The organism is Escherichia sp. E13S3, from assembly GCF_004212325.1.
GTDB lineage: Bacteria > Pseudomonadota > Gammaproteobacteria > Enterobacterales > Enterobacteriaceae > Escherichia.
The window spans coordinates 1-26,505 of record NZ_RHJR01000026.1 but is presented as its reverse complement, the minus strand read 5'-3'; the positions used below and the strand labels follow the sequence as shown (position 1 = coordinate 26,505).

The following is a 26,505-nucleotide window of genomic DNA, read 5'->3' as shown; positions in this document are numbered from 1 at the left end:
GGAACCACCATGCAGGACGTTGTTATTGTTGCCGCTACGCGCACGCCGATTGGCAGTTTTCATGGCGCTCTCGCCCCACTCTCTGCGGTTGATCTCGGCGCTGCCACTATCCGTTCGTTGCTGGAGAAAACCGCACTTGCAGCAGAACAGATCGACGAAGTGATTTTCGGTCAGGTCCTGACCGCCGGAAGCGGACAAAACCCGGCACGGCAATCGGCGCTCAAAGCTGGGTTAAGTCACGATACACCCGCTGTCACCATCAACCTGGTATGTGGTTCCGGTCTGAAAGCCGTACACCAGGCCGTGCAGGCGATCCGTTGCGGTGATGCACAGATCATTATCGCAGGTGGCCAGGAAAGCATGAGCAACGCGCCCTATTTTATTGATGGCGCGCGGGCCGGTTTACGCCTCGGGCATACCAGCATGAAAGACAGCGTGGTTCATGACGGACTATGGGACGCTTTCAATGATTACCACATGGGCATTACTGCGGAAAACCTGGCGCAAAAATATGCCATCAGTCGCGAGCGCCAGGACACATTCGCACTACGTTCTCAGCAAAAAGCCGCTGCCGCAATGGAAGCCGGGCGCTTTGCAGACGAAATTACTCCGGTCAGCGTACCACAAGGTAAAAAACCACCACGCTGGGTAAATACCGACGAACAACCACGTTCCGGGACGCAACTGGAAAAACTGGCGCAACTGAAACCGGCCTTTCTTCCGGGGGCGGGAAGCGTCACCGCAGGAAATGCCTCTTCCATCAATGATGGTGCCGCCGCAGTCATGTTAATGCGCGCCAGCAAAGCTGCCGAACTTGGCCTCCCTGTGCTGGCTCGGGTGGCCGGTTATGCCGTTTCTGGCGTCGATCCTGCGTTTATGGGCATCGGTCCGGTCGCCGCTACCCGCGAATGTCTTAAGCGTTGCGGATGGACGCTGGAAGATATTGATCTTATTGAAGCCAACGAAGCTTTCGCAGCGCAGGCGCTGGCCGTTGGCGACGAACTGAACTGGGATAGCGACAAAGTGAATGTTAACGGCGGCGCAATTGCACTTGGGCATCCTATTGGCGCTTCCGGTTGCCGCATTCTGGTCACTCTCATTTATGAAATGGCGCGACGTAATGCGCAAAAAGGGCTGGCGACACTGTGCGTCGGTGGCGGTCAGGGCGTGGCGCTGACGCTGGAAAGAACCACAGGAGAACACCATGCAAACTGAACAATTTGCAGTACTGGGCGCCGGATTGATGGGCGTGGGGATTGCCACTCATTTCGCCCGCTTTGGTCATGATATCTGGCTGTACGATACCGAGCAGAGCAGGATTGCAGAAATCCCCGCAGTTGCAGGCGGAATTCTTGATGAACTGAATAGCTGCGAACAGTTTACTGCCCCGGAAAAAGAGAATGTGCTTAAACGTCTGCACGGCACTACCTCTCTTGCTGACATCGCCGACTCGCAACTACTGATTGAGGCGATCCCTGAGCGGCTTGAACTCAAACACGCATTATATGCCGAGCTTGAAACGCTTATTTCTCCTGAGGCCATTGTCGCCAGCAATACCAGCGGTCTGCCGCCAGATGATCTGGCAGCGAAGATGCGCTACCCGCAACGACTGCTGATCGCCCATTTCTGGCATCCGCCGCACTTGATTCCGCTGGTGGAGATTGTCCCCGGCAGCGTTACCGAGCAAAAGCATTTGCACTGGCTGCAACACTTGCTTGTGTCACTGCAACTGGAAGCGGTGTTGCTGGATCGCGCTGCGCCAGGATTTGTCGGCAACCGTCTGCAATTTGCACTGTTGCGTGAAGCCCTGCATATCGTAAAAAGCGGCATCGCCAGTGCCGAAGTGGTGGATCAGGTCATGCGCGCCTCGCTTGGGCGACGTTATGCCATGGTCGGCCCGCTGGAGGCCGCCGACATGACCGGACTTTCGACGGTACAGGATATTTGTCGCCATCTGCTCCCTGAACTGGCGACTGGCAGCGACATGATGTCGTTGGTTGCCGATAAAGTGGAGCGTGGAGACATCGGCGTGCGTAGCGGTCAGGGATTTTACCGCTGGGATGAATCGCGGAAGCAGTACATCCAGCAGCGTCGGGAACATCAGCTTCGCTTCGCCCTGAAACCGTAACTTCTCTCGCTGTACCCACTATAACAACGATATTGAGGAGTCTCGATGAGTGTATTAATCGCCCTTGCCGCGCTTGGGCTGCTAATGCTGGCAGCCTATCGCGGATACAGCGTTATCCTTTTTGCCCCCATCGCGGCATTAGGCGCTGTTCTTGTCACCGATCCGGGGGCTGTTGGCCCTGCATTTACCGGCTTGTTCATGGAAAAAATGGTCGGCTTCGTGAAATTGTACTTCCCGGTGTTTCTGCTCGGAGCTGTGTTCGGAAAACTGATTGAACTTTCAGGATTTTCTCGTTCGATTGTCGCTGCTGCAATCAACATTCTCGGGCGGCGGCATGCGATTCCGGTAATTGTGCTGGTATGTGCATTACTCACCTATGGCGGCGTGTCGCTGTTTGTGGTGGCATTTGCCGTTTATCCGTTCGCGGCTGAACTGTTCCGCCAGAGTAACATCCCAAAACGGCTTATACCGGCAACGGTGGCTCTGGGGGCATTCTCTTTTACTATGGACGCTCTGCCCGGCACGCCACAAATTCAGAACATTATTCCCACCAGTTTCTTTGGCACCAACGCCTGGGCCGCGCCGTGGCTGGGGTTTATTGGTTCACTGTTTATCATTGCCGTCGGGCTTATCTATCTGGAGCGGCAACGTCGTAAAGCGCAGGCAAAAAATGAAGGTTACGGCACAGAGTTACTTAATGAACCTGAAACGCCAGACAACATCAATTTACCGAATCCACTCATTGCGATTTCACCATTGATTCTGGTGGGGCTGTTGAACTTGTTATTTACCTGGTGGATCCCTGTTTGGTACGGTGCGAGCCACCAACTGGCGTTGCCGGGACTTGCCGCCCCGATTACCACAGATGTCGCCAAAATCACCGCTATCTGGGCCGTTGAAGCTGCGCTCATTGCCGGAATTTTGCTGGTGGTGATTTTTGGATATCGCAATATTCATGGAAGACTGGCAGAAGGAAGCCGTACAGCGGTGGGTGGCGCAATTCTTGCTGCGATGAACACCGCCTCAGAATATGGCTTCGGTGCAGTTATCGCCGCCCTGCCCGGTTTTCTGGTGCTCTCGAAGGCGCTGGCCGCCATTCCAAATCCATTACTTAACGAAGCCATCAGCATCACCACGCTTGCCGGTATTACCGGTTCAGCTTCCGGCGGGATGAGTATTGCTCTTGCGGCTATGTCCGACACTTTTATTGCCGCTGCGCACGCTGCCAATATTCCACTGGAAGTTTTTCACCGCGTGGCATCTATGGCCAGCGGTGGCATGGATACATTGCCCCATAACGGCGCCGTGATCACCCTGCTGGCAATCACTGGGCTGAGTCACCGTCAGGCTTACGGCGGTATCTTCGCAATTACGATCATTAAAAGTCTGGCCGTGCTGTTTATCATCGGCGTGTACTACACCACCGGTATTGTCTAAGGAAAATCATCATGAATTTACAAGGTAAAACTGCGCTGGTAACGGGGTCCACCAGCGGTATTGGACTCGGTATTGCTCAGACACTGGCAAAAGCCGGCGCGCAAGTGATCCTCAACGGCTTCGGTGATGTTGACGCGGCAATCAATGCGGTTTCTCGTGTGGGTAAAACGCCTGGCTATCATGAGGCAGACCTCAGCGATGAATCGCAAATTGTCAGCATGATGGCCTACGCACGGCGGGAATTTAGTGGTGTCGACATTCTGGTGAATAACGCCGGGATCCAGTATGTCTCCCCGGTGGAATCTTTCCCGGTTGAAAAATGGAACGCCATTATCGCTATCAATCTCTCTTCGGTCTTTCACACCACGCGTCTGGCACTGCCGGAAATGCGCGCCCGTAACTGGGGGCGGATCATTAACATTGCCTCTGTGCATGGACTGGTTGCGTCGAAAGACAAATCGGCTTATGTTGCGGCAAAACATGGCGTGGTGGGACTCACAAAGACCATTGCTCTGGAGACTGCACAGACGGGTATTACCTGCAACACGCTCTGCCCTGGCTGGGTGATGACGCCGCTGGTACAACAGCAGATTGATAAGCGCATTGCACAAGGTGAAGATGCGGGAAGCGCGCGTGACGCCTTGCTGGCAGAAAAACAGCCTTCTCGTGAATTTGTGACTCCGCAACAACTGGGTGAACTGGCACTCTTTCTCTGTTCGGATGCGGCAGCACAAGTACGCGGTGTAGCGTGGAATATGGATGGCGGTTGGGTAGCACAGTAAAAGTTCGCCGGATGATGCGTCATCCGGCAACGCTTTACGATTTCAACTGATAATCCAACGTAATTTCCGCTTTCAGTACCTGAGAAACCGGGCATCCTGCTTTTGCTTTCTGGATAATGCCGTCAAAGGTGGATGCATCAATACCCGGCACGGCAACTTCGCTCTTCAGTGCGATTTTAGTAATCGCAAAACCAGCATCCACTTTATCCAGCGACACATCGGCGGTGGTATCAATTGATGTTGGCGTGAATCCCGCTTCCCCCAGCATCAGCGAAAGCGCCATTGAGAAACATGCGGCATGCGCTGCGCCAATCAGTTCTTCAGGGTTAGTTCCTTTTTCGCCTTCAAAACGCGTGTTAAACCCATACGGCTGTTGGTTCAGCACGCCGCTCTCGGTGGATACTGTCCCCTTCCCGCGTTTGATATCGCCTTCCCAGTGTGCCTGACCTTTCTTATGGATTGTCATTCTTGCTCTCCTGTGGGCTTAAAAAGGAAATTATAGACTACGTGAGAAACAGTACGAGGATAAGCAGGATATTCCGAATAAAATCCGGCAGAAAATATTACTTCTGCACTTAAATTAAATTCCCACAATAGATAGCCGGAAATATATAACTCAAGAGATATTGCCTCAATATCAATCAACTCATCACAATAATAATAACTATCAATATCATGGGGTTAAAATATAAAAATCATCAACCAGGACTAATCTTAACAACGAAGCGGTAAATATTTGTCATGCTGAATGTGCTTTATAAATCTGCGATCCGTAGCAGACACCATAAATACACAGACACGGAGAATCACTATGTTTACTTATTATCAGGCAGAAAATTCAACAGCAGAACCCGCTCTGGTTAATGCCATTGAGCAAGGCCTTCGGGCAGAGCACGGTGTTGTCACTGAAGATGACATTCTCATGGAGCTGACCAAATGGGTCGAGGCCTCTGATAACGACATCCTCAGTGACATCTACCAGCAAACGATAAATTATGTGATCAGCGGCCAGCACCCTACGCTTTAAGCTGCTATGCTTGATCGGCAACCTAATTTAGGGGTTTAGCACGTGTTTCTTCGCTACGGCGATGTTGTCCTTAAAACTAGCTACAGGATTGAGGAGTACAAATGAAATCGAACCGTCAGGCACGTCATATTCTTGGACTGGATCATAAAATTTCTAACCAGCGCAAAATAGTTACCGAAGGTGACAAATCCAGCGTGGTAAATACCCCAACCGGCAGAAAACGCCCCGCTGAAAAGTAATTCATAACCATCAGTCCTCAATGACGATTAAACACCATTGCCTGCGCAATGGTGTTTTTGTTTTTATCTGCTTTATACTTGGGGCCGACGCCCTGGCGGTAAAGCAAAGAAGATAAAAGCACCCCAGGGATGGATATTCAAAAAAGAGTGAGTGACATGGAACCAAAAACAAAAAAACAGCGTTCGCTTTATATTCCTTACGCTGGCCCTGTACTACTGGAATTTCCGTTGTTGAATAAAGGCAGCGCCTTCAGCATGGAAGAACGCCGTAACTTCAACCTGCTGGGGTTACTGCCGGAAGTGGTCGAAACCATCGAAGAACAAGCGGAACGTGCGTGGATCCAGTATCAGGGATTCAAAACCGAAATCGACAAGCACATCTACCTGCGTAATATCCAGGACACCAACGAAACCCTCTTCTACCGTCTGGTAAACAATCATCTTGATGAGATGATGCCTGTTATTTATACCCCAACCGTCGGCGCAGCCTGTGAGCGTTTTTCTGAGATCTACCGCCGTTCACGCGGCGTGTTTATCTCTTACCAGAACCGCCACAATATGGACGATATTCTGCAAAACGTGCCGAACCATAATATTAAAGTGATTGTGGTGACTGACGGTGAACGTATTCTGGGGCTTGGTGACCAGGGCATCGGCGGGATGGGGATTCCGATCGGTAAACTGTCGCTCTATACCGCCTGTGGCGGCATCAGCCCGGCGTATACGCTGCCGGTGGTGCTGGATGTCGGCACTAATAACCAGCAACTGCTTAACGATCCGCTGTATATGGGCTGGCGTAACCCGCGTATTACAGACGACGAATACTATGAATTTGTTGACGAATTTATCCAGGCTGTGAAACAACGCTGGCCGGACGTGCTGTTACAGTTTGAAGACTTCGCGCAAAAAAATGCGATGCCACTGCTTAACCGCTATCGCAATGAAATTTGTTCCTTTAATGATGATATTCAGGGAACCGCGGCGGTAACGGTAGGCACACTGATCGCGGCAAGTCGCGCGGCAGGCGGTCAGTTAAGCGAGAAAAAAATCGTCTTCCTCGGTGCAGGTTCAGCGGGATGCGGCATTGCCGAAATGATCATCGCCCAGACCCAGCGCGAAGGATTAAGCGAGGAAGCGGCGCGGCAGAAAGTCTTTATGGTCGATCGCTTTGGCTTGCTGACTGACAAGATGCCGAACCTGCTGCCTTTCCAGACCAAACTGGTGCAGAAGCGCGAAAACCTCAGTGACTGGGATACCGACAGCGATGTGCTGTCACTGCTGGATGTGGTGCGCAATGTAAAACCAGATATTCTGATTGGCGTCTCAGGACAGACCGGGCTGTTTACGGAAGAGATCATCCGTGAGATGCATAAACACTGTCCGCGTCCGATCGTGATGCCACTGTCTAACCCGACGTCACGCGTGGAAGCCACACCGCAGGACATTATCGCCTGGACCGAAGGTAACGCGCTGGTCGCCACGGGCAGCCCGTTTAACCCAGTGGTATGGAAAGATAAAATCTACCCTATCGCCCAGTGTAACAACGCCTTTATTTTCCCGGGCATCGGGCTGGGCGTTATTGCTTCCGGCGCGTCACGTATCACCGATGAGATGCTGATGTCGGCAAGTGAAACGCTTGCTCAGTATTCGCCGCTGGTCCTGAACGGCGAAGGTCTGGTACTACCGGAACTGAAAGATATTCAGAAAGTCTCCCGCGCAATTGCGTTTGCGGTTGGCAAAATGGCGCAGCAGCAAGGCGTGGCGGTGAAAACGTCTGCCGAAGCTTTGCAACAGGCCATTGACGATAATTTCTGGCAAGCCGAATACCGCGACTACCGCCGTACCTCCATCTAAGCCTGCGCCCGGTAGTGAAGGCTACCGGGCAATTTTTCTCTCCCTTTTTCAGATCTCATCCATACTGGGTAGTGGCGAATAAATCTCATTTGCCTCACCTGCTATGCAGAACATCATCCGAAAAGGAGGAACTATGAAGGCTGCGGTTGTTACGAAGGATCATCATGTTGACGTTACGGATAAAACACTGCGCTCACTGAAACATGGCGAAGCCCTGCTGAAAATGGAGTGTTGTGGTGTATGTCATACCGATCTTCATGTTAAGAATGGCGATTTTGGTGATAAGACCGGTGTGATTTTGGGTCATGAAGGTATTGGTGTGGTGGCAGAAGTTGGCCCAGGTGTCACCTCATTAAAACCAGGCGATCGTGCCAGCGTGGCGTGGTTTTACGAAGGATGCGGTCATTGCGAATACTGTAATAGTGGTAACGAAACCCTCTGTCGTTCGGTAAAAAATGCCGGATACAGCGTTGATGGCGGGATGGCGGAAGAGTGCATCGTGGTGGCGGATTACGCGGTAAAAGTGCCAGATGGCCTGGACTCGGCGGCGGCCAGCAGTATTACCTGCGCGGGCGTCACCACCTACAAAGCCGTTAAACTGTCAAAAATTCGTCCAGGACAGTGGATTGCTATCTACGGTCTTGGCGGTCTGGGTAACCTCGCCCTGCAATACGCGAAGAATGTCTTTAACGCCAAAGTGATCGCCATTGATGTCAATGATGAGCAGTTAAAACTGGCAACCGAAATGGGCGCTGATTTAGCGATTAACTCACGCACCAAAGACGCCGCCAAAATTGTGCAGGAGAAAACCGGTGGCGCTCACGCTGCGGTGGTAACAGCGGTAGCTAAAGCTGCGTTTAACTCGGCGGTTGATGCTGTACGAGCAGGCGGTCGTGTTGTGGCTGTCGGTCTGCCGCCGGAGTCTATGAGCCTGGATATCCCACGCCTTGTGCTGGATGGTATCGAAGTGGTCGGTTCGCTGGTCGGCACGCGCCAGGATCTAACCGAAGCCTTCCAGTTTGCCGCCGAAGGCAAAGTGGTGCCGAAAGTCGCCCTGCGTCCGTTAGCGGACATCAACACCATCTTTACTGAGATGGAAGAAGGCAAAATCCGTGGCCGTATGGTGATTGATTTCCGTCGCTAAGAGACCTTTGCTGCGACTGCCATGTTCGAGTCGCAGCCTGTTTTGCGAGACGCTTTCCGCAATTTCACTCTTCTTCTTTTCCTCCCCCATCTTTCCCCTCACAATTCGCGAAAACGTAGCGAAATTTGTTGCGCTGCACGGAACAATAGTGATAGTGTTCCTTTCGAGGGAACAAGGATGAAGAGATGATAATGAATTTCAGACACAAGGGATTGCGTGACTTGTTTCTTCTCGGCAAAACCTCCGGCGTTATACCGACGCAAGTCAAACGATTACGCCACCGACTCGCTGTGATTGATGCAGCAAGCTGTCTTGCTGATATCGATATGCCCGGTTACCGACTACACCCGTTAAGCGGCGATCGCGATGGAATTTGGGCGATATCTGTCTCGGGCAACTGGCGAATCACATTTGAATTCGTCAATGGCGATGCATACATACTGGATTACGAGGACTATCACTGATGAAAATGGCCAATCATCCCCGCCCGGGGGACATTATTCAGGAATCACTGGACGAACTTAATGTCAGCCTGCGCGAGTTTGCCAGAGCAATGGAAATTGCGCCCTCAACGGCAAGCCGGTTGCTGACCGGAAAAGCAGCATTGACACCAGAAATGGCGATTAAACTTTCCGTGGTGATCGGCAGTTCGCCGCAAATGTGGCTGAATCTGCAAAACGCCTGGAGCCTGGCAGAGGCGGAAAAAACGGTGGATGTGTCGCGACTGCGCCGTCTGGTTACGCAATAAAAAAAAGCACCTTATAAAGCGCCATTTGAAACTGATAACAAACGCAACATTGCCCGATGCGCTACGCTTATCAGGCCTACACGTTCACTGCAATCTATTAGATTTGAACGGTTTGTAGACCGGATAAGGCGTTCACGCCGCATCCGGCATGAACAAAGCCTACGTTGTCTACAATATGAAAATGGCGCCTTTTACAGCGCCATTTTCAGCTTAAAGTTCAAAAGAGATTATATCCCTTCTTCACTCTCTTTTTTCGCTTCTGCCTTCTCGATTTCACGATACCAGCGCGGATGGTGTTTCTTCGCCCAGCGACGGCTCACCTTCCCTTCGATCATCCCTTTAATCGACCCTTTCACCCAGAACGCCATATACATATGGATCAGGATGGCGTGGATCAGGATGATACCCGCAGCCGCGTGGATCAGCAGACTGTAACGGACAACCTGCATCGGGAAGTACTGCGCAAAGTACGGACGCCAGATAATCACCCCGGTCACCAGCAGCACGAAAATCATGCTCATGATCGACCAGAACATCATCTTTTGCCCGGCGTTGTACTTACCAACATCCGCCACTTTGTGCTCATTACCTTTTAATACTTCGACAATGTTCAACAGCCACGGAATATCTTTCTTATCCGGGATGTTGTGATGCACAAAACGCACAAACATAAACATCAGCGCGACGAAAATCGCAATGCCGAAGAACGGGTGCAAAATGCGTCCCATCTGCGGCGTACCGAAGGTTTGCGTCAGCCATTGCAGCGTCGGGAAGAAGAACGAAATCCCGGACAGCGCCACCAGGAAGAAGCAAATCACCACGGTCCAGTGACAGGCGCGATCAATAAATTTGGTGCGCACAATCATTTTCGACTTACTCATGATGCTCCTCCTCGTCATCGTCCACTTCCTTATTCGGGCCAATACCGATGTAGTGGAAAATCAACCCGGCAAAAGTGGCGATAAAGCCAGCCGCTGCCAGCGGTTTCAACGCGCCTTTCCACAGGCTTACCGAGGTGTCGATCTTCGGATCTTTCGGCAGACCGTGATACAGCTCCGGCTGATCGGCATGATGCAGCACGTACATGACGTGCGTACCACCGACCCCTTCCGGGTTGTAGACGCCAGCATGTTCGTAACCACGCGCTTTCAGTTTCGCCACACGCTGTTCCGCCAGCTCCAGCATCTCCTTTTTGGTGCCGAAGTGGATAGCCCCGGTCGGACAGGTTTTCACACAAGCCGGTTCCTGGCCGACGCTGACGCGATCGACGCAGAGCGTGCATTTATATACCCGGTTATCCTCTTTGTTGAGGCGCGGAATATTAAACGGACACCCGGCAATGCAGTAACCACAGCCGATGCAGTTTTCCGACTGGAAATCGACAATCCCGTTAGCGTACTGAATGATCGCACCAGCAGACGGGCACGCCTTCAGGCAGCCCGGATCTTCACAGTGCATACAGCCGTCTTTACGGATCAGCCACTCCAGCTTGCCGTTCTGTTCGGTTTCGCTAAAGCGCATCACCGTCCAGGATTTGGCGCTCAGATCGGCGGGGTTATCGTAAACCCCGACGCAATGCCCCACTTCATCACGGATGTCGTTCCACTCCGAACACGCCACCTGACAGGCTTTACAACCGATACAGGTGGAAACGTCGATAAGTTTCGCGACTTCTGCTTTGTAATCACGCACCTGAGAAGGCGGCGTGATGGAGTTAGTTGCGGACCTTTTGATAATGTCCTGCGTTTCCATAGCCATCTGTTCGCCCCCTTACGCCTTCTCGATGTTGACTAAGAACGCTTTATATTCCGGCGTTTGCGAGTTTGCATCACCGACATTCGGCGTCAGAGTGTTAGCGATATAACCTTTACGCGCGACACCCTCAAAGCCCCAGTGGATTGGAATACCCACCGTTTCAACCTGCTGGCCGTTTACATTCAGCGGTTTCAGACGACGCGTTACCACAGCCACCGCGCGGATAAAGCCACGCTTGCTGGAGACAGTGACACGATCGCCATTGGCAATGCCTTTCGCCGCCGCCAGCGTTTCGCTGATTTCCACAAACTGTTCCGGCTGAGCAATTGCGTTGAGCAATGCGTGCTTGGTCCAGGTGTGGAAGTGCTCGGTCAGACGATAGGTCGTACCCACATACGGGAACTGCTCTTTTTTACCCATCCGCAGCGCGTCTTGTTCATACAGACGAACCACCGGGTTAGACACCACGTTCGGATGCAGCGGGTTAGTGCCCAGCGGAGTTTCAATTGGCTCGTAGTGTTCCGGGAACGGACCTTCCGCCATTTTGTTGATGGCAAACAGGCGTCCCATCCCTTCCGGCTGCATGATAAACGGCCCGGTTGGCGTACCTGGTGCGGCATTGCCGAAGTCCGGAATATCGTTACCCGTCCACTTGCTGCCGTTCCACTGGATCAGCATCCGTTTCGGATCCCACGGTTTACCGTTGATATCCGCCGAAGCACGGTTGTAGAGCACGCGACGGTTGAGCGGCCACGCCCAGGCCCATCCCAGCGTATTCCCCAGACCGGATGGGTCGGAGTTATCGCGGTTAGCCATCTGGTTGCCCTGCTCTGTCCAGCTACCGGTGTAGATCCAGCAAGAAGATGCGGTTGTACCGTCATCACGCAGATGCGCAAAGCTACTCAGCAACTGACCTTTCTTCGCAATCAGCACGCCATTAGCATCATAGAGATCTTCCAGCGCATAGCCGTTGTTCTCTTTTGCCACTTCGTCAGATTGCGGTTCGTGCGGCTGCTTGTAGTTCCAGCTCATCTTCATCAGCGGTTCTACGCCTTTACCACCTTCGGCTTTGTACAGCTCGCGCAGATGATGGTAGATGCCAGCCAGAATTTCGCCGTCGTTACGCGCTTCGCCCGGCGCGTCCTGACCTTTCCAGTGCCACTGCAACCAGCGACCGGAGTTAGCGATAGAACCATCTTCTTCAGCAAAGCAGGTCGAAGGCAGACGGAATACTTCAGTCTGAATAGACGCCGGATCGACATCGTTCGACTCGCCGTGGTTCTGCCAGAAGGTAGAGGTTTCAGTCACCAGCGGATCGATAACCACCATGTACTTCAGCTTGCTCAGGCAGCTCACCACTTTGTTTTTGTCCGGGAAGGACGCAACCGGGTTGAAGCCCTGGCAGAAATAACCGGTGACTTTGCCTTCGTCCATCATGTTGAAATACTTGATGACGTCGTAGGTCTGATCCCACTTCGGCAGCCAGTCGTAGCCCCAGTTATTCTCTTTCTGCGCGGCATCGCCGTAGAAAGATTTCATCAGGCTAACGAAGAACTTCGGATAGTTGCTCCAGTAGTTCACCTGATCAGCCAGCGTCGCTTTCGGCGTGTTCGCTTCCAGATACGACTGCAAATCAACCTGTTTTTCTGACGGCAGCGTCAGATAACCCGGCAGGCTGGTAGAGAGCAGGCCTAAGTCGGTCAGACCCTGAATGTTGGAGTGACCACGCAATGCGTTCACGCCGCCACCGGCCATACCCATGTTACCGAGCAGTAACTGGATCATCGCCATCGTACGGATGTTCTGCGCACCCACGGTGTGCTGCGTCCAGCCCAGCGCGTACAGGAAGGTGGTTGTGCGATCCGGCGCGCTGGTGGAGGCCAGCACTTCACACACTTTCAGGAAGTCGGCTTTTGGCGTACCGCAGATGTTTTCAACGACGTCCGGCGTGTAGCGGGAAACGTGCGCTTTCAGCAGGTTCCACACACAGCGCGGATGAGTCAGTGTTTCATCGCGTTTCGCATAGCCGTTTTCATCGAACTGATAGTTCCAGGACGACTTATCGTACTGGCGTTTTTCAGCGTCATAGCCGCTGAACAGGCCGTCTTCGAAAGCAAAATCATCACGCACCAGCAGGCTGGCGTTGGTGTAATGCTTAACGTATTCAGCATTGATTTTGTTATTTTCGATCAGGTAGCGCAAAACGCCAGACAGGAACGTAATGTCCGTACCGGAACGAATAGGTGCGTAAATATCCGCCACAGAAGCGGTACGCGTAAAACGGGGATCGACAACGATCAAGGTTGCATCGTTGTTGTTTTTCGCTTCCATCGCCCAGCGGAAACCGACGGGATGCGCTTCAGCAGCGTTACCGCCCATCACCATTACGACGTTAGCGTTTTTGATATCCACCCAGTGGTTGGTCATCGCACCGCGACCAAATGTTGGAGCAAGACTTGCTACCGTTGGTCCGTGTCAGACGCGCGCCTGGTTGTCTACCGCCAGCATCCCGAGGGAGCGGGCAAATTTTTGAGTCAGCATCCCGGTTTCGTTGCTGGCACCGGAGGCACACAGCATACCGGTAGAAAGCCAACGGTTTACCGTTACGCCCTGCTCGTTCTTTTCAATAAAGTTAGCGTCACGGTCAGCTTTCATCAGCTTCGCAATACGCGAGAATGCTTCATCCCAGCTAATGCGCTGCCATTTGTCAGAACCTGGCGCACGATATTCCGGGTAGCGCAGACGGTTTTCGCTGTTGACGTAATCCAGCAAACCGGCCCCTTTCGGGCATAACGCACCACGGCTTACCGGATGATCCGGGTCACCTTCAATGTGATAAATCGCTTCTCTGGCGTTTTTCGCGCCATCACCCAGGCTATACATCAATAGCCCGCAACCTACGGAACAGTATGTGCAGGTGTTACGGATCTCTTTCGCGCGTAATAATTTATAGTTTCGCGCCTGAGCCAGTGCTTGCTTCGGGGCAAAGCCCAATGCTGCTACTGTTGTTCCAGCCATACCGCCCGCGCAGATTTTAAAAAATTGTCTGCGACTGACGTCCATTGCTTTCCTCTTTTTTCAGGGGTATTACTGCGCGAGGAAACTAACAGTAAAATTCTGAATCTTTTTGCGCGAAATCAAAAAGAACACGTGTTTGCCACAAAATAATCCGCCTGCGCAAATTGACCTACCTCAATGGCGGTAGAAAAACACACCACTGCCTGACAGCCTGGTTAAAAAAATGCTATAAATTTCAGCTTAATTTTTAACGGCAAGAGAGACTAAACAGCGAGCATGACACGACAAAAAGCAACGCTCATAGGGCTAATAGCGATCGTCCTGTGGAGCACGATGGTAGGATTGATTCGCGGTGTCAGTGAGGGGCTCGGTCCAGTTGGCGGCGCCGCAGCTATTTATTCATTAAGCGGGCTGCTGTTAATATTCACCGTAGGATTCCCGCGCATTCGGCAGATCCCCAAAGGTTATTTACTTGCGGGGAGTTTCTTATTCGTCAGCTATGAAATCTGTCTGGCACTTTCCTTAGGGTATGCAGCAACCCGTCATCAGGCAATTGAAGTAGGCATGGTGAACTATTTATGGCCCAGTCTGACGATACTTTTTGCCATTCTGTTTAATGGCCAGAAAACCAACTGGCTGATTGTACCAGGATTATTATTAGCCCTTGGTGGCGTCTGCTGGGTATTAGGGGGTGAAAATGGCCTCAAGCCGGATGAAATTATCAACAATATCACCACCAGCCCGTTGAGTTATTGCCTGGCTTTTATTGGTGCTTTTATCTGGGCCGCTTATTGCACGGTCACCAATAAATATGCCCGTGGATTTAATGGTATTACCGTTTTCGTCCTGCTGACAGGAGCAAGTTTGTGGGTTTACTATTTTTTAACGCCGCAACCGGAGATGGTATTTAGCACGCCCGTCATTATAAAACTTATCTCAGCGGCATTTACCTTAGGATTTGCTTACGCGGCGTGGAACGTCGGCATTTTACATGGCAACGTCACCATTATGGCAGTCGGTTCGTATTTTACGCCCGTACTTTCCTCAGCGCTTGCAGCCGTGCTGCTCAGTGCTCCGCTATCGTTCTCTTTCTGGCAAGGCGCATTGATGGTCTGCGGCGGTTCCCTGCTCTGCTGGCTGGCAACGCGTCAACGATAAGCAAAGGCTACGACAATAAAGCCACGATTCATACGGCAACAAATACGTTTGCCGTATGTTAGTCTAAGAATAAGTAACAAATATGATGCATCACTGTTACATTCAGTAACACATATCCATTCAGATAATCAGCTTTCTCCCCCCGCAGTTTCGCTTTGTTATCTATTCTTTCAATCAGCACTCCACTCTATTTACTCTTAATTCTAATAACGGACCATTGCGTCCAATGTCCTGCCTTGTCTTTTTTTCATTAACAATGTGTGCATGTGAGGAAGAATATGGCACTACAAAATGAGAAAAATAATCGTTACCTTTTGCGCGACTGGAAGCCAGAAAATCCGGCCTTCTGGGAAAATAAAGGAAAACACATTGCCAGAAGAAACCTCTGGATATCAGTAAGTTGTTTACTCCTTGCCTTCTGTGTCTGGATGTTATTTAGCGCAGTTGCCGTTAATCTCAATAAAATCGGCTTTAATTTCACTACCGATCAGCTTTTTTTATTAACCGCCTTACCTTCCGTTTCCGGCGCATTATTGCGTGTTCCCTACTCCTTTATGGTGCCTATATTCGGCGGACGCCGTTGGACAGTTTTTAGTACCGCGGTTCTGATTATTCCTTGCGTCTGGCTCGGTATTGCTGTGCAAAATCCGAATACCCCTTTTGGGATATTTATTGTTATTGCTTTGCTCTGTGGTTTTGCTGGCGCGAACTTTGCTTCGAGTATGGGAAATATCAGTTTTTTCTTCCCGAAAGCCAAACAAGGCAGTGCATTAGGGATTAATGGCGGGTTGGGGAATTTAGGCGTCAGCGTGATGCAACTGGTTGCGCCGTTGGTGATTTTTGTACCGGTATTTGCTTTTCTTGGCGTCAATGGCGTACCGCAGGCCGATGGTTCTGTGATGTCGCTGGCGAATGCCGCATGGATTTGGGTACCGCTACTGGCGATTGCCACTATCGCCGCCTGGTCAGGGATGAATGATATTGCCAGTTCACGTGCGTCAATTGCTGACCAGTTGCCCGTTTTGCAACGGTTGCATCTGTGGCTGCTGAGTCTGCTCTATCTCGCTACCTTTGGCTCGTTTATCGGTTTTTCCGCCGGATTTGCCATGCTGGCAAAAACACAGTTCCCGGATGTGAATATTCTGCGCCTGGCGTTCTTTGGCCCGTTTATCGGTGCCATCGCGCGGTCGGTGGGTGGTGCTATTTCCGATAAATTTGGCGGCGTGCGGGTGACGTTGATCAACTTCATTTTTATGGCGATTTTCAGCGCCCTGCTGTTCCTTACCCTACCTGGCACGGGTTCCGGCAATTTCATCGCATTTTACGCTGTGTTTATGGGGTTATTCCTTACCGCGGGTTTGGGAAGTGGTTCTACTTTCCAGATGATCGCTGTCATCTTTCGCCAGATAACGGTTTATCGCGTCAAGATGAAAGGCGGCAGCGATGAACAGGCCCAGCGAGAAGCAATCACTGAAACGGCGGCGGCGCTGGGCTTTATTTCGGCCATCGGCGCGGTGGGCGGCTTCTTTATTCCACAAGCATTTGGCATGTCGCTGAATATGACCGGCTCGCCAGTGGGCGCGATGAAAGTGTTTTTAATCTTTTACATCATCTGTGTGCTGCTGACCTGGCTGGTTTATGGTCGGCGGAAGTTCAGCCAAAAATAAGAGATCGATGCCTGATGTACAACCGTGTCGCATCCGACAAGGCATCAGATCCCAAATCATTCCTGGAGCAGGAGTCATGTCATGAGTAAACTTTTGGATCGCTTTCGCTACTTTAAACAAAAGGGCGAAACCTTTGCCGATGGTCACGGACAGGTGATGCATAGCAACCGCGACTGGGAAGATAGCTATCGTCAGCGTTGGCAATTCGACAAAATCGTGCGTTCCACCCACGGCGTTAACTGTACTGGCTCCTGTAGCTGGAAAATCTACGTTAAAAATGGCCTGGTGACCTGGGAAATCCAGCAGACCGACTACCCGCGCACTCGCCCTGACCTGCCCAATCATGAACCCCGCGGCTGCCCACGCGGCGCAAGTTACTCCTGGTATCTTTACAGCGCTAATCGCCTGAAATACCCGCTAATTCGTAAACGACTGATTGAACTGTGGCGCGAAGCCCTTAAACAGCACAGCGATCCGGTACTGGCGTGGGCATCGATTATGAACGATCCGCAAAAGTGCCTGAGCTACAAACAAGTGCGTGGGCGCGGCGGCTTTATCCGCTCCAACTGGCAGGAACTAAACCAGCTGATTGCCGCTGCTAACGTCTGGACCATCAAAACTTACGGCCCGGATCGCGTTGCCGGATTCTCACCGATTCCGGCGATGTCGATGGTTTCTTACGCCGCCGGAACGCGTTATCTGTCGCTGCTTGGCGGCACCTGTTTAAGTTTCTACGACTGGTATTGCGACCTGCCTCCCGCCTCGCCAATGACCTGGGGCGAGCAAACCGACGTGCCGGAATCCGCAGACTGGTATAACTCCAGCTACATCATCGCCTGGGGATCTAACGTACCGCAGACGCGCACGCCAGACGCTCACTTCTTTACTGAAGTGCGCTACAAAGGCACCAAAACTATCGCCATTACCCCTGACTACTCGGAAGTAGCAAAACTGTGCGACCAGTGGCTGGCGCCAAAGCAAGGCACTGATAGCGCGCTGGCGATGGCGATGGGCCATGTGATTTTAAAAGAGTTTCATCTCGATAATCCCAGCGACTACTTTATCAACTACTGCCGCCGCTACAGCGACATGCCGATGCTGGTAATGCTTGAACCTCGCGACGATGGCAGCTACGTTCCCGGGCGCATGATCCGCGCGTCTGACCTGGTGGATGGACTGGGCGAAAGCAACAATCCGCAGTGGAAAACCGTGGCGGTTAATACCGCAGGTGAACTGGTGGTGCCGAACGGTTCGATTGGTTTTCGCTGGGGAGAAAAAGGCAAATGGAATCTGGAATCCATTGCCGCCGGTACGGAAACCGAATTGTCGTTAACCCTGCTCGGTCAACACGACACCGTTGCAGGCGTGGCCTTCCCCTACTTTGGCGGCATTGAAAATCCGCACTTTCGCAGCGTAAAACACGATCCGGTACTGGTGCGTCAATTACCCGTTAAAAACCTGACATTAGCCGATGGCAGTGTCTGTCCGGTGGTCAGCGTTTATGATCTGGTACTGGCGAATTACGGCCTCGATCGCGGGCTGGAAGATGAAAGCAGCGCGAAAGATTACGCTGAAATCAAACCGTACACCCCAGCCTGGGGTGAGCAAATTACCGGCGTACCGCGCCAGTATATTGAAACCATCGCCCGCGAATTTGCCGATACCGCCCATAAAACGCATGGGCGCTCGATGATTATCCTCGGTGCTGGCGTCAACCACTGGTATCACATGGACATGAACTACCGCGGGATGATCAATATGCTGATCTTCTGCGGTTGTGTCGGGCAAAGCGGCGGCGGCTGGGCGCACTATGTCGGTCAGGAAAAACTGCGCCCGCAAACCGGCTGGTTGCCGCTGGCCTTTGCGCTCGACTGGAACCGACCACCGCGCCAGATGAACAGCACCTCGTTTTTCTACAATCACTCCAGCCAGTGGCGCTATGAAAAAGTCACCGCGCAGGAATTGCTCTCACCGCTGGCCGACGCCAGTAAATACAGCGGTCATCTGATTGATTTCAACGTTCGCGCCGAGCGCATGGGCTGGCTACCTTCTGCGCCGCAACTGGGGCGTAACCCGCTATCCCTGAAAGCCGAAGCCGACAAGGCCGGGTTATCACCCGCCGAATTTACCGCCCAGGCACTGAAGTCAGGCGAGTTACGCATGGCCTGCGAACAGCCGGACAACGGCAGCAACCATCCGCGTAACCTGTTTGTCTGGCGTTCTAACCTGCTTGGCTCGTCCGGCAAGGGCCACGAGTATATGCAGAAGTATCTGCTGGGTACGGAAAGTGGTATTCAGGGGCAAGAACTTGGACCGACGGAGGGAATCCAACCGGAAGAAGTTGAGTGGCAAACTGCAGCGATTGAAGGCAAGCTCGACCTGCTGGTGACGCTCGACTTCCGTATGTCCAGCACCTGTCTTTTCTCCGATATTGTTCTGCCTACCGCCACCTGGTACGAAAAAGACGATATGAATACCTCGGATATGCATCCGTTTATTCATCCACTTTCTGCGGCGGTCGATCCGGCCTGGGAATCACGCAGCGACTGGGAAATCTACAAAGGTATCGCCAAAGCCTTTTCGCAAGTGTGCGTGGGACATCTCGGCAAAGAAACGGATGTTGTGCTGCAACCGTTGTTACACGACTCTCCGGCAGAGCTCTCCCAGCCGTGTGAAGTGCTCGACTGGCGCAAAGGCGAATGCGATCTGATCCCGGGTAAAACCGCGCCGAATATTGTGGCGGTGGAACGCGACTACCCTGCTACGTATGAACGCTTTACCTCGCTCGGGCCACTGATGGATAAACTTGGCAACGGCGGTAAAGGGATTTCGTGGAATACCCAGGATGAAATCGATTTCCTCGGCAAACTCAATTACACCAAACGCGATGGCCCGGCGCAGGGGCGTCCGCTGATTGACACCGCCATTGATGCTTCAGAAGTGATTCTGGCGCTGGCACCGGAAACCAACGGTCATGTGGCGGTCAAAGCGTGGCAGGCGCTGGGCGAAATCACCGGACGCGAACATACCCATCTGGCGCTGCACAAAGAGGACGAGAAGATTCGCTTTCGCGATATTCAGGCGCAGCCGCGTAAAATTATCTCCAGCCCCACCTGGTCCGGTCTGGAAAGCGATCACGTCTCTTACAACGCCGGATACACCAACGTCCACGAGTTAATTCCGTGGCGCACGCTGTCGGGCCGTCAGCAGCTGTATCAGGATCATCCGTGGATGCGTGCCTTCGGTGAAAGTCTGGTGGCTTATCGCCCGCCTATCGATACCCGCAGCGTCAGTGAAATGCGCCAGATCCCGCCAAACGGCTTCCCGGAAAAAGCACTTAACTTCCTGACGCCGCACCAGAAATGGGGCATTCACTCCACCTACAGTGAAAACCTGCTGATGCTGACGCTTTCTCGCGGCGGGCCGATTGTCTGGATCAGCGAAACCGATGCCCGTGAACTGACCATTGTCGATAACGACTGGGTGGAAGTGTTTAACGCCAACGGCGCGCTGACTGCCCGCGCGGTGGTCAGCCAACGTGTACCGCCGGGTATGACTATGATGTATCACGCCCAGGAACGCATTATGAATATCCCCGGCTCGGAAGTAACCGGCATGCGCGGCGGCATTCATAACTCGGTCACCCGCGTTTGCCCGAAACCGACGCATATGATTGGCGGTTACGCGCAACTGGCCTGGGGCTTCAACTACTACGGCACCGTCGGCTCGAACCGCGACGAATTCATCATGATCCGCAAGATGAAGAACGTTAACTGGCTGGATGATGAAGGTCGCGATCAGGTACAGGAGGCGAAAAAATGAAAATACGTTCGCAAGTCGGCATGGTGCTTAACCTCGATAAATGTATCGGCTGCCATACCTGTTCGGTGACCTGCAAAAACGTCTGGACCGGACGCGAAGGCATGGAGTACGCATGGTTTAACAACGTCGAAACCAAACCGGGCATTGGTTATCCGAAAAACTGGGAAGATCAGGAAGAGTGGCAAGGCGGCTGGGTCCGCGATGTCAACGGTAAGATCCGTCCGCGTCTGGGCAGCAAGATGGGCGTGATTACCAAAATTTTCGCCAACCCGGTCGTCCCGCAGATTGACGATTACTACGAACCTTTCACCTTCGACTACGAACACTTGCATAGCGCGCCGGAAGGTAAACATATTCCCACCGCCCGCCCGCGTTCGCTGATTGACGGTAAGCGGATGGACAAGGTGATCTGGGGCCCAAACTGGGAAGAACTGCTGGGCGGCGAGTTCGAAAAACGCGCCCGCGACCGCAACTTCGAGGCCATGCAAAAGGAGATGTACGGGCAGTTTGAAAACACCTTCATGATGTATCTACCGCGCCTGTGCGAACACTGCCTCAATCCCAGCTGCGTGGCGACCTGCCCCAGCGGCGCTATCTACAAACGCGAAGAAGATGGCATTGTGCTGATCGATCAGGATAAATGCCGTGGCTGGCGTTTGTGCATTAGCGGTTGTCCGTACAAAAAAATCTACTTCAACTGGAAAAGCGGCAAGTCAGAAAAATGTATCTTCTGTTATCCGCGAATTGAGTCAGGCCAACCCACCGTGTGCTCAGAAACCTGCGTGGGTCGCATCCGGTATCTGGGCGTGCTGCTTTACGACGCCGACCGCATCGAGGAAGCGGCGAGCACCGAGCGCGAGGTTGATCTCTATGAACGCCAGTGCGAAGTATTCCTCGATCCGCACGATCCCTCTGTGATCGAGGAAGCCCTGAAACAAGGTATCCCGCAAAATGTGATTGAAGCTGCTCAGCGTTCGCCTGTCTACAAAATGGCGATGGACTGGAAACTGGCGCTACCGTTGCACCCTGAATATCGCACCTTGCCGATGGTCTGGTATGTTCCTCCGTTGTCGCCGATTCAGTCTTACGCTGATGCGGGCGGTTTGCCGAAAAGCGAAGGCGTGCTCCCCGCCATCGAAAGCCTGCGTATTCCAGTGCAATACCTCGCCAATATGTTGAGTGCCGGCGATACCGGCCCTGTACTGCGGGCGCTGAAACGGATGATGGCAATGCGCCACTATATGCGCTCACAAACCGTGGAAGGCGTAACGGATACCCGCGCCATCGACGAAGTGGGTTTGAGCGTCGCTCAGGTCGAAGATATGTATCGCTATCTCGCTATCGCCAACTATGAAGATCGTTTTGTCATTCCGACCAGTCATCGTGAAATGGCGGGCGACGCCTTCGCAGAACGCAACGGCTGCGGCTTTACTTTTGGCGACGGTTGCCACGGCTCGGACAGCAAATTCAACCTGTTCAATAGTAGCCGGATTGATGCCATCGACATTACCGAAGTACGCAATAAAGCGGAGGGCGAATAATGCAGATCCTCAAAGTGATCGGTCTGTTGATGGAGTATCCGGACGAGCTGTTATGGGAATGCAAGGAGGACGCGCTGGCGTTGATCCGCCGCGACGCGCCGATGCTTACGGATTTCACCCGTAACCTGCTTGACGCGCCGCTGCTGGATAAACAGGCCGAATGGTGCGAAGTGTTTGACCGTGGACGTACCACATCGCTACTGCTGTTCGAACACGTTCATGCCGAGTCCCGCGATCGAGGCCAGGCAATGGTGAACCTGCTGGCGGAATATGAAAAGGTCGGTCTGCAACTGGATTGTCGGGAACTGCCTGATTATCTGCCGCTGTATCTGGAGTATTTAAGCGTACTGCCGGACGACCAGGCGAAAGAAGGGTTACTCAACGTTGCGCCGATCCTCGCCCTGCTTGGCGGACGCTTAAAACAACGCGAGGCACCGTGGTATTCGTTGTTTGACGCCCTACTGCATCTGGCGGGAAGTACACTTTCAAGTGACAGTGTCACTAAACAAATTCGCAGCGAAGAGCGCGATGACACCCGTCAGGCGCTGGATGCGGTGTGGGAAGAGGAACAGGTGAAGTTTATTGAAGATAACGCCACGGCGTGTGACAGCTCGCCGCTTAATCAATATCAGCGACGCTTTAGCCAGGATGTCGCACCGCAGTATGTCGACATCAGTGCGGGAGGTGGGAAATGATTCAGTATCTGAACGTCTTTTTTTACGATATCTACCCGTACTTGTGTGGCACGGTTTTTATCCTCGGAAGCTGGTTGCGCTACGATTACGGGCAGTATAGCTGGCGCGCCGCCTCCAGCCAGATGCTGGATAAACGCGGGATGGTGCTGTGGTCGAACTTGTTCCATATCGGCATTCTGGGGATCTTCTTCGGTCATCTGTTTGGCATGTTAACGCCGCACTGGATGTACGCGTGGTTTCTGCCGGTGGCGGTAAAACAGCAGATGGCGATGGTGCTCGGTGGTATTTGCGGTGTATTGACGTTGATTGGCGGTGCGGGGCTACTGGTGCGTCGTTTAACAAATCCGCGTATCAGGGCGACGTCTTCTGGTGCGGATATCCTGATCCTCGCCATCTTGTTAATTCAGTGCATTCTTGGGTTAACCACCATTCCCTTTTCAGCACAACATCCGGACGGCAGTGAAATGATGAAGCTGGTGGGATGGGCACAAAGCATCGTCACTTTCCAGGGCGGTGCATCGACGCATCTTGATGGTGTAGCTTATATCTTTCGCCTGCATCTGGTGTTGGGGATGACCATCTTCCTGCTCTTCCCGTTCACCCGACTGGTGCATGTCTGGAGCGCGCCGTTTGAGTACTTTACTCGTCGGTATCAGATTGTGCGTTCGCGGCGATAATCATTACCCTGGCCGGATAGCCCTTCGCTCTCCGGCCTGTTGCAGGCTATGATAGTTCTCCAGCCACAGGAGAACGTTAATGAAACCGCAGGTTTACCACGTCGATGCTTTTACCTCTCAACCGTTTCGCGGCAATTCTGCCGGTGTTGTTTTCCCTGCCGATAATCTCAGTGAAGCGCAAATGCAACTTATCGCCCGCGAATTAGGGCATTCGGAAACTGCTTTTCTGCTGCACAGCGACGACAGCGATGTGCACATCCGCTACTTTACGCCAACAGTTGAAGTGCCGATTTGTGGTCACGCGACCGTGGCAGCACATTATGTACGTTCGAAGGTCTTAGGTTTGGGAAATTGCACCGTCTGGCAAACGTCGCTGGCAGGAAAACACCGCGTGACTATCGAAAAGCACAACGATGATTATCGTATTTCGCTGGAACAAGGTTCTCCTGGCTTTGAGCCACCGCTGGAAGGTGAGACACGTGCGGCGATTATCAACGCGCTTCATCTCACTGAAGACGATATTTTGCCAGGCTTGCCAATTCAGGTCGCAACAACAGGACACTCAAAAGTGATGATTCCGCTGAAAACAGAAGTGGATATCGACGCCCTTTCGCCTGACCTTGCTGCGCTAACCGCTATCAGTAAACAGATTGGCTGCAATGGATTCTTTCCGTTCCAGATCCGTCCAGGCAAAAATGAAACTGATGGTCGCATGTTCTCGCCTGCGATTGGTATTGTGGAAGATCCAGTGACCGGCAATGCCAATGGTCCGATGGGTGCATGGTTGGTATATCACAACGTATTGCCCCACGATGGCAGCATGTTGCGTGTTAAAGGCCATCAGGGGCGCGCATTGGGTCGCGATGGAGTGATTGATGTGACGGTGACAATTCGCGATAACCAGCCGGAGAATGTCACCATTTCTGGTACAGCGGTGATTTTATTTCATGCCGAGTGGGCAATTGATCTTTAAAACCGTTGCCATATACGGCAGAAAAACAAATTGCCTGATGCGCTTCGCTTATCAGGCCTACAACCGCCGGATAAGGCGTTTACGCCGCATCCGGCACTCTGGCACAAACTATTTCCCCGCCTCCGGATGCGTATCAAACGCTGCCATCACCTGCGCCAGCTCATCCACAGTAAACCCATGTTTCGCATCATCCACGCCCAGTCCAAACTGCTCCTGCATCACGGCATACAACGACGCCGCATCTGGCAAATTCTGCTGCTCTGCTACGTGACCATTTTCATAATGGGTGAAATGAAAATTGGCCAACGTCAGCTTGCCACCGTCCGGCAAATGGCGGCACATTAACAAATGATGGCGAAAATGCGATTGCGGCCAGTGCGCCGACCAGAAATTACCCATCACATAATCGCTTTGTTGCTGCTCGCAGAGATCAAAACGGTACATCGACTGCCAGTGCTGATGATGATTAAACTGCAACACCCAGTCGCCCCCTTCCTGTAACAGCCGATATTCGCCATGTGGCGTTGTTTGTGCGATATCCGGCACTAAACGGATTGGCGCGGTCAGCGTCTGACCACCAAAACCAACGTCGGCAATCCATTGTTCACCTTCCAGTTCTACCAACAGCAAACGGTGAGTGCGCGGCGGTAAGGATGGTGGATTAGATAACACCACGCGCCCTAACAGACTACGTACATGAAAACCCAGCTCGCGTAATACCCGCTCAAACACGCCATTCTGTTCAAAGCAATAACCGCCACGCCGGGCGAACACCAATTTCTCTTCCAGAGATTGATCATCAAGCTGTATTTCCCTCGGCAGCAGTACATCAAGATTTTCAAATGGAATGGTGCAATTGTGTTTCAGGTGTAATGCACGAAGCGTATCGATATTGACCGCAGCAGCTCCCGACCAGTTAATGCGGGCAAAATAATGATTCAGAATGGGCGTCATCAGGCGTTTCCGTTAGTGGTTTTATCCAGTGCGCCATAAAACCCCGTCCTTCAGGGTGGGGATATAAGGCGCGGTTTTCCACCTAACCAGGTGTTTGCTGTTGTTCAATGTATTGGCGGATGACGGATATTGGCGCACATCCGCAGCTACTGGCAAAATAGCCGGGACTCCACAAAACGCATTTGTGGTAATACCTGACTGCAATATCTGGTCGATCTCGTCGCAGCAATCTACTCGATACGCTTTTGAGGCTGTTTACCAGACTGGATATCGCCAGTTTGGGTGGATAGTTAATTAACAAATGGACATGATCTTGTTCACCATCCATTTCAACCAGTTCAGCTTCAAAATCAGCACATACATTTGAAAAGTAAGTGCGTAGTTTTTCTGTCGCGTCATGGTCAAAAATCTGGCGTCTGTATTTGGTTAGACAAAGACCAGGTGAACATGCATCAGGAAAACACAGTGCCTTCCGCGTCGGATATCGGTTTCTTTTTTCATAGACCAAAGTATAGTTTGCCCTGTGAAGCGACTACAAGCATTTAAATTCCAGTTAAGACCCGGTGGTCAACAGGAGCGTGAAATGAGGCGCTTCGCAGGCGCATGTCGTTTCGTTTTCAATCGTGCTCTGGCGCTTCAGAATGAGAATCATGAGGCCGGTAATAAATACATCCCTTACGCGAAAATGGCTTCCTGGTTGGTTGAGTGGAAAAATGCCACTGAAACGCAATGGATTAAAGATGCCCCATCACAGCCATTGCAACAGTCACTGAAAGACCTTGAGCGAGCCTACAAAAATTTCTTCCAGAAGCGTGCGGCTTTTCCCCGATTCAAAAAGCGGGGACAGAATGATGCATTCCGCTACCCGCAGGGCGTTAAGCTCGAT

General features: G+C 52.3%; 23 protein-coding genes and 1 pseudogene. 18 read left to right on the top strand and 6 right to left on the bottom strand.

What is annotated here, in order from left to right:
* Positions 1-9 precede the first annotated feature (9 nt).
* The 4 genes from D9597_RS22705 to D9597_RS22690 are packed head-to-tail and all read left to right on the top strand — an operon-like array spanning position 10 to position 4,347.
* Complete coding sequence (locus D9597_RS22705) at positions 10-1,215, top strand: acetyl-CoA C-acetyltransferase (RefSeq protein WP_130224860.1); 1,206 nt, start codon at positions 10-12, stop codon at positions 1,213-1,215.
* Positions 1,205-2,128, top strand: a complete 924-nt coding sequence (locus tag D9597_RS22700; protein ID WP_130224858.1) for a 3-hydroxyacyl-CoA dehydrogenase family protein — start codon at positions 1,205-1,207, stop codon at positions 2,126-2,128. Before D9597_RS22705 ends, D9597_RS22700 begins: the two co-directional genes overlap by 11 nt.
* Positions 2,129-2,173: 45 nt before the next feature.
* A complete protein-coding gene (locus tag D9597_RS22695) occupies positions 2,174-3,565 on the top strand; it encodes a GntP family permease (protein WP_130224856.1) in 1,392 nt (463 codons plus the stop codon).
* Positions 3,566-3,576: 11 nt separating this feature from the next.
* Positions 3,577-4,347, top strand: a complete 771-nt coding sequence (locus D9597_RS22690) for a 3-hydroxybutyrate dehydrogenase (protein ID WP_130224854.1) — start codon at positions 3,577-3,579, stop codon at positions 4,345-4,347.
* A 34-nt stretch (positions 4,348-4,381) separates the two neighbouring features.
* On the opposite strand, the gene osmC is transcribed toward D9597_RS22690, so the two are convergent.
* A complete protein-coding gene (gene osmC / locus D9597_RS22685) occupies positions 4,382-4,813 on the bottom strand; it encodes a peroxiredoxin OsmC (protein ID WP_000152305.1) in 432 nt (143 codons plus the stop codon).
* Between the two features lie 345 nt (positions 4,814-5,158).
* Here osmC and bdm point away from each other — a divergent pair, with 345 nt between their 5' ends.
* The 6 genes from bdm (at position 5,159) to D9597_RS22655 (ending at position 9,359) form a co-directional block, all read left to right on the top strand.
* A complete protein-coding gene (gene bdm / locus D9597_RS22680; protein WP_000495763.1) occupies positions 5,159-5,374 on the top strand; it encodes a biofilm-dependent modulation protein in 216 nt (71 codons plus the stop codon).
* Between the two features lie 101 nt (positions 5,375-5,475).
* The gene (gene sra, locus D9597_RS22675; RefSeq protein WP_000841557.1) at positions 5,476-5,613 is read left to right on the top strand and encodes a stationary-phase-induced ribosome-associated protein; all 138 of its coding nucleotides are present in this window, start codon (positions 5,476-5,478) and stop codon (positions 5,611-5,613) included.
* Positions 5,614-5,769: 156 nt separating this feature from the next.
* The gene (maeA, locus tag D9597_RS22670; protein WP_000433464.1) at positions 5,770-7,467 is read left to right on the top strand and encodes a malate dehydrogenase; all 1,698 of its coding nucleotides are present in this window, start codon (positions 5,770-5,772) and stop codon (positions 7,465-7,467) included.
* Between the two features lie 133 nt (positions 7,468-7,600).
* The gene (gene adhP / locus D9597_RS22665) at positions 7,601-8,611 is read left to right on the top strand and encodes an alcohol dehydrogenase AdhP (protein ID WP_130224852.1); all 1,011 of its coding nucleotides are present in this window, start codon (positions 7,601-7,603) and stop codon (positions 8,609-8,611) included.
* Between the two features lie 185 nt (positions 8,612-8,796).
* On the top strand, positions 8,797-9,075 hold the full coding sequence (locus D9597_RS22660) for a type II toxin-antitoxin system RelE/ParE family toxin (RefSeq protein ID WP_000605676.1): 279 nt from the start codon (positions 8,797-8,799) through the stop codon (positions 9,073-9,075).
* Positions 9,075-9,359, top strand: a complete 285-nt coding sequence (locus D9597_RS22655; protein ID WP_000781370.1) for a HigA family addiction module antitoxin — start codon at positions 9,075-9,077, stop codon at positions 9,357-9,359. The genes D9597_RS22660 and D9597_RS22655 overlap by 1 nt, the downstream gene beginning before the upstream one ends.
* A 227-nt stretch (positions 9,360-9,586) precedes the next feature.
* Here the strand turns inward: D9597_RS22655 and fdnI are convergent, their stop codons facing one another.
* The 3 genes from fdnI to fdnG are packed head-to-tail and all read right to left on the bottom strand — an operon-like array spanning position 9,587 to position 14,177.
* Positions 9,587-10,240, bottom strand: a complete 654-nt coding sequence (gene fdnI / locus D9597_RS22650; protein ID WP_000045648.1) for a formate dehydrogenase-N subunit gamma — start codon at positions 10,238-10,240, stop codon at positions 9,587-9,589.
* Complete coding sequence (gene fdnH / locus D9597_RS22645) at positions 10,233-11,117, bottom strand: formate dehydrogenase N subunit beta (RefSeq protein ID WP_001240583.1); 885 nt, start codon at positions 11,115-11,117, stop codon at positions 10,233-10,235. Before fdnH ends, fdnI begins: the two co-directional genes overlap by 8 nt.
* Before the next feature lie 12 nt (positions 11,118-11,129).
* The gene (fdnG, locus tag D9597_RS22640; protein WP_138211548.1) at positions 11,130-14,177 is read right to left on the bottom strand and encodes a formate dehydrogenase-N subunit alpha; all 3,048 of its coding nucleotides are present in this window, start codon (positions 14,175-14,177) and stop codon (positions 11,130-11,132) included.
* A gap of 231 nt (positions 14,178-14,408) precedes the next feature.
* On the opposite strand from fdnG, the gene yddG reads away from it, so the two are divergent.
* From yddG to D9597_RS22600, 7 genes are all read left to right on the top strand, one after another.
* Positions 14,409-15,290 (top strand): aromatic amino acid efflux DMT transporter YddG, encoded by an 882-nt coding sequence (gene yddG / locus D9597_RS22630; protein WP_130210507.1) that lies wholly within the window; start codon positions 14,409-14,411, stop codon positions 15,288-15,290.
* Positions 15,291-15,568: 278 nt separating this feature from the next.
* Positions 15,569-16,957, top strand: a complete 1,389-nt coding sequence (narU, locus tag D9597_RS22625; RefSeq protein ID WP_130224850.1) for a nitrate/nitrite transporter NarU — start codon at positions 15,569-15,571, stop codon at positions 16,955-16,957.
* A gap of 81 nt (positions 16,958-17,038) precedes the next feature.
* On the top strand, positions 17,039-20,779 hold the full coding sequence (gene narZ / locus D9597_RS22620; protein WP_130224848.1) for a nitrate reductase Z subunit alpha: 3,741 nt from the start codon (positions 17,039-17,041) through the stop codon (positions 20,777-20,779).
* Positions 20,776-22,320, top strand: coding sequence for a nitrate reductase subunit beta (narH, locus tag D9597_RS22615; RefSeq protein WP_130210513.1), 1,545 nt, complete (start codon positions 20,776-20,778; stop codon positions 22,318-22,320). The genes narZ and narH overlap by 4 nt, the downstream gene beginning before the upstream one ends.
* Positions 22,320-23,015, top strand: a complete 696-nt coding sequence (gene narW, locus D9597_RS22610; protein WP_130224846.1) for a nitrate reductase molybdenum cofactor assembly chaperone — start codon at positions 22,320-22,322, stop codon at positions 23,013-23,015. The genes narH and narW overlap by 1 nt, the downstream gene beginning before the upstream one ends.
* A complete protein-coding gene (narI, locus tag D9597_RS22605) occupies positions 23,012-23,692 on the top strand; it encodes a respiratory nitrate reductase subunit gamma (protein WP_130224843.1) in 681 nt (226 codons plus the stop codon). The genes narW and narI overlap by 4 nt, the downstream gene beginning before the upstream one ends.
* Before the next feature lie 79 nt (positions 23,693-23,771).
* Positions 23,772-24,665 carry a PhzF family isomerase gene (locus D9597_RS22600; RefSeq protein ID WP_130224841.1) on the top strand — a complete coding sequence of 298 codons (894 nt, stop codon included), beginning with the start codon at positions 23,772-23,774 and terminating at the stop codon, positions 24,663-24,665.
* A 108-nt stretch (positions 24,666-24,773) separates the two neighbouring features.
* Here the strand turns inward: D9597_RS22600 and nhoA are convergent, their stop codons facing one another.
* Positions 24,774-25,619: an N-hydroxyarylamine O-acetyltransferase gene (gene nhoA, locus D9597_RS22595; RefSeq protein ID WP_130224839.1), complete on the bottom strand. Its 846-nt coding sequence runs from the start codon at positions 25,617-25,619 to the stop codon at positions 24,774-24,776.
* An 82-nt stretch (positions 25,620-25,701) separates the two neighbouring features.
* A pseudogene (gene tnpA, locus D9597_RS22590) lies at positions 25,702-26,120 on the bottom strand (IS200/IS605 family transposase).
* Positions 26,121-26,142: 22 nt separating this feature from the next.
* On the opposite strand from tnpA, the gene D9597_RS22585 reads away from it, so the two are divergent.
* The coding region (locus tag D9597_RS22585; protein ID WP_165383565.1) for a helix-turn-helix domain-containing protein at positions 26,143-26,505 on the top strand (363 nt) is incomplete at its 3' end.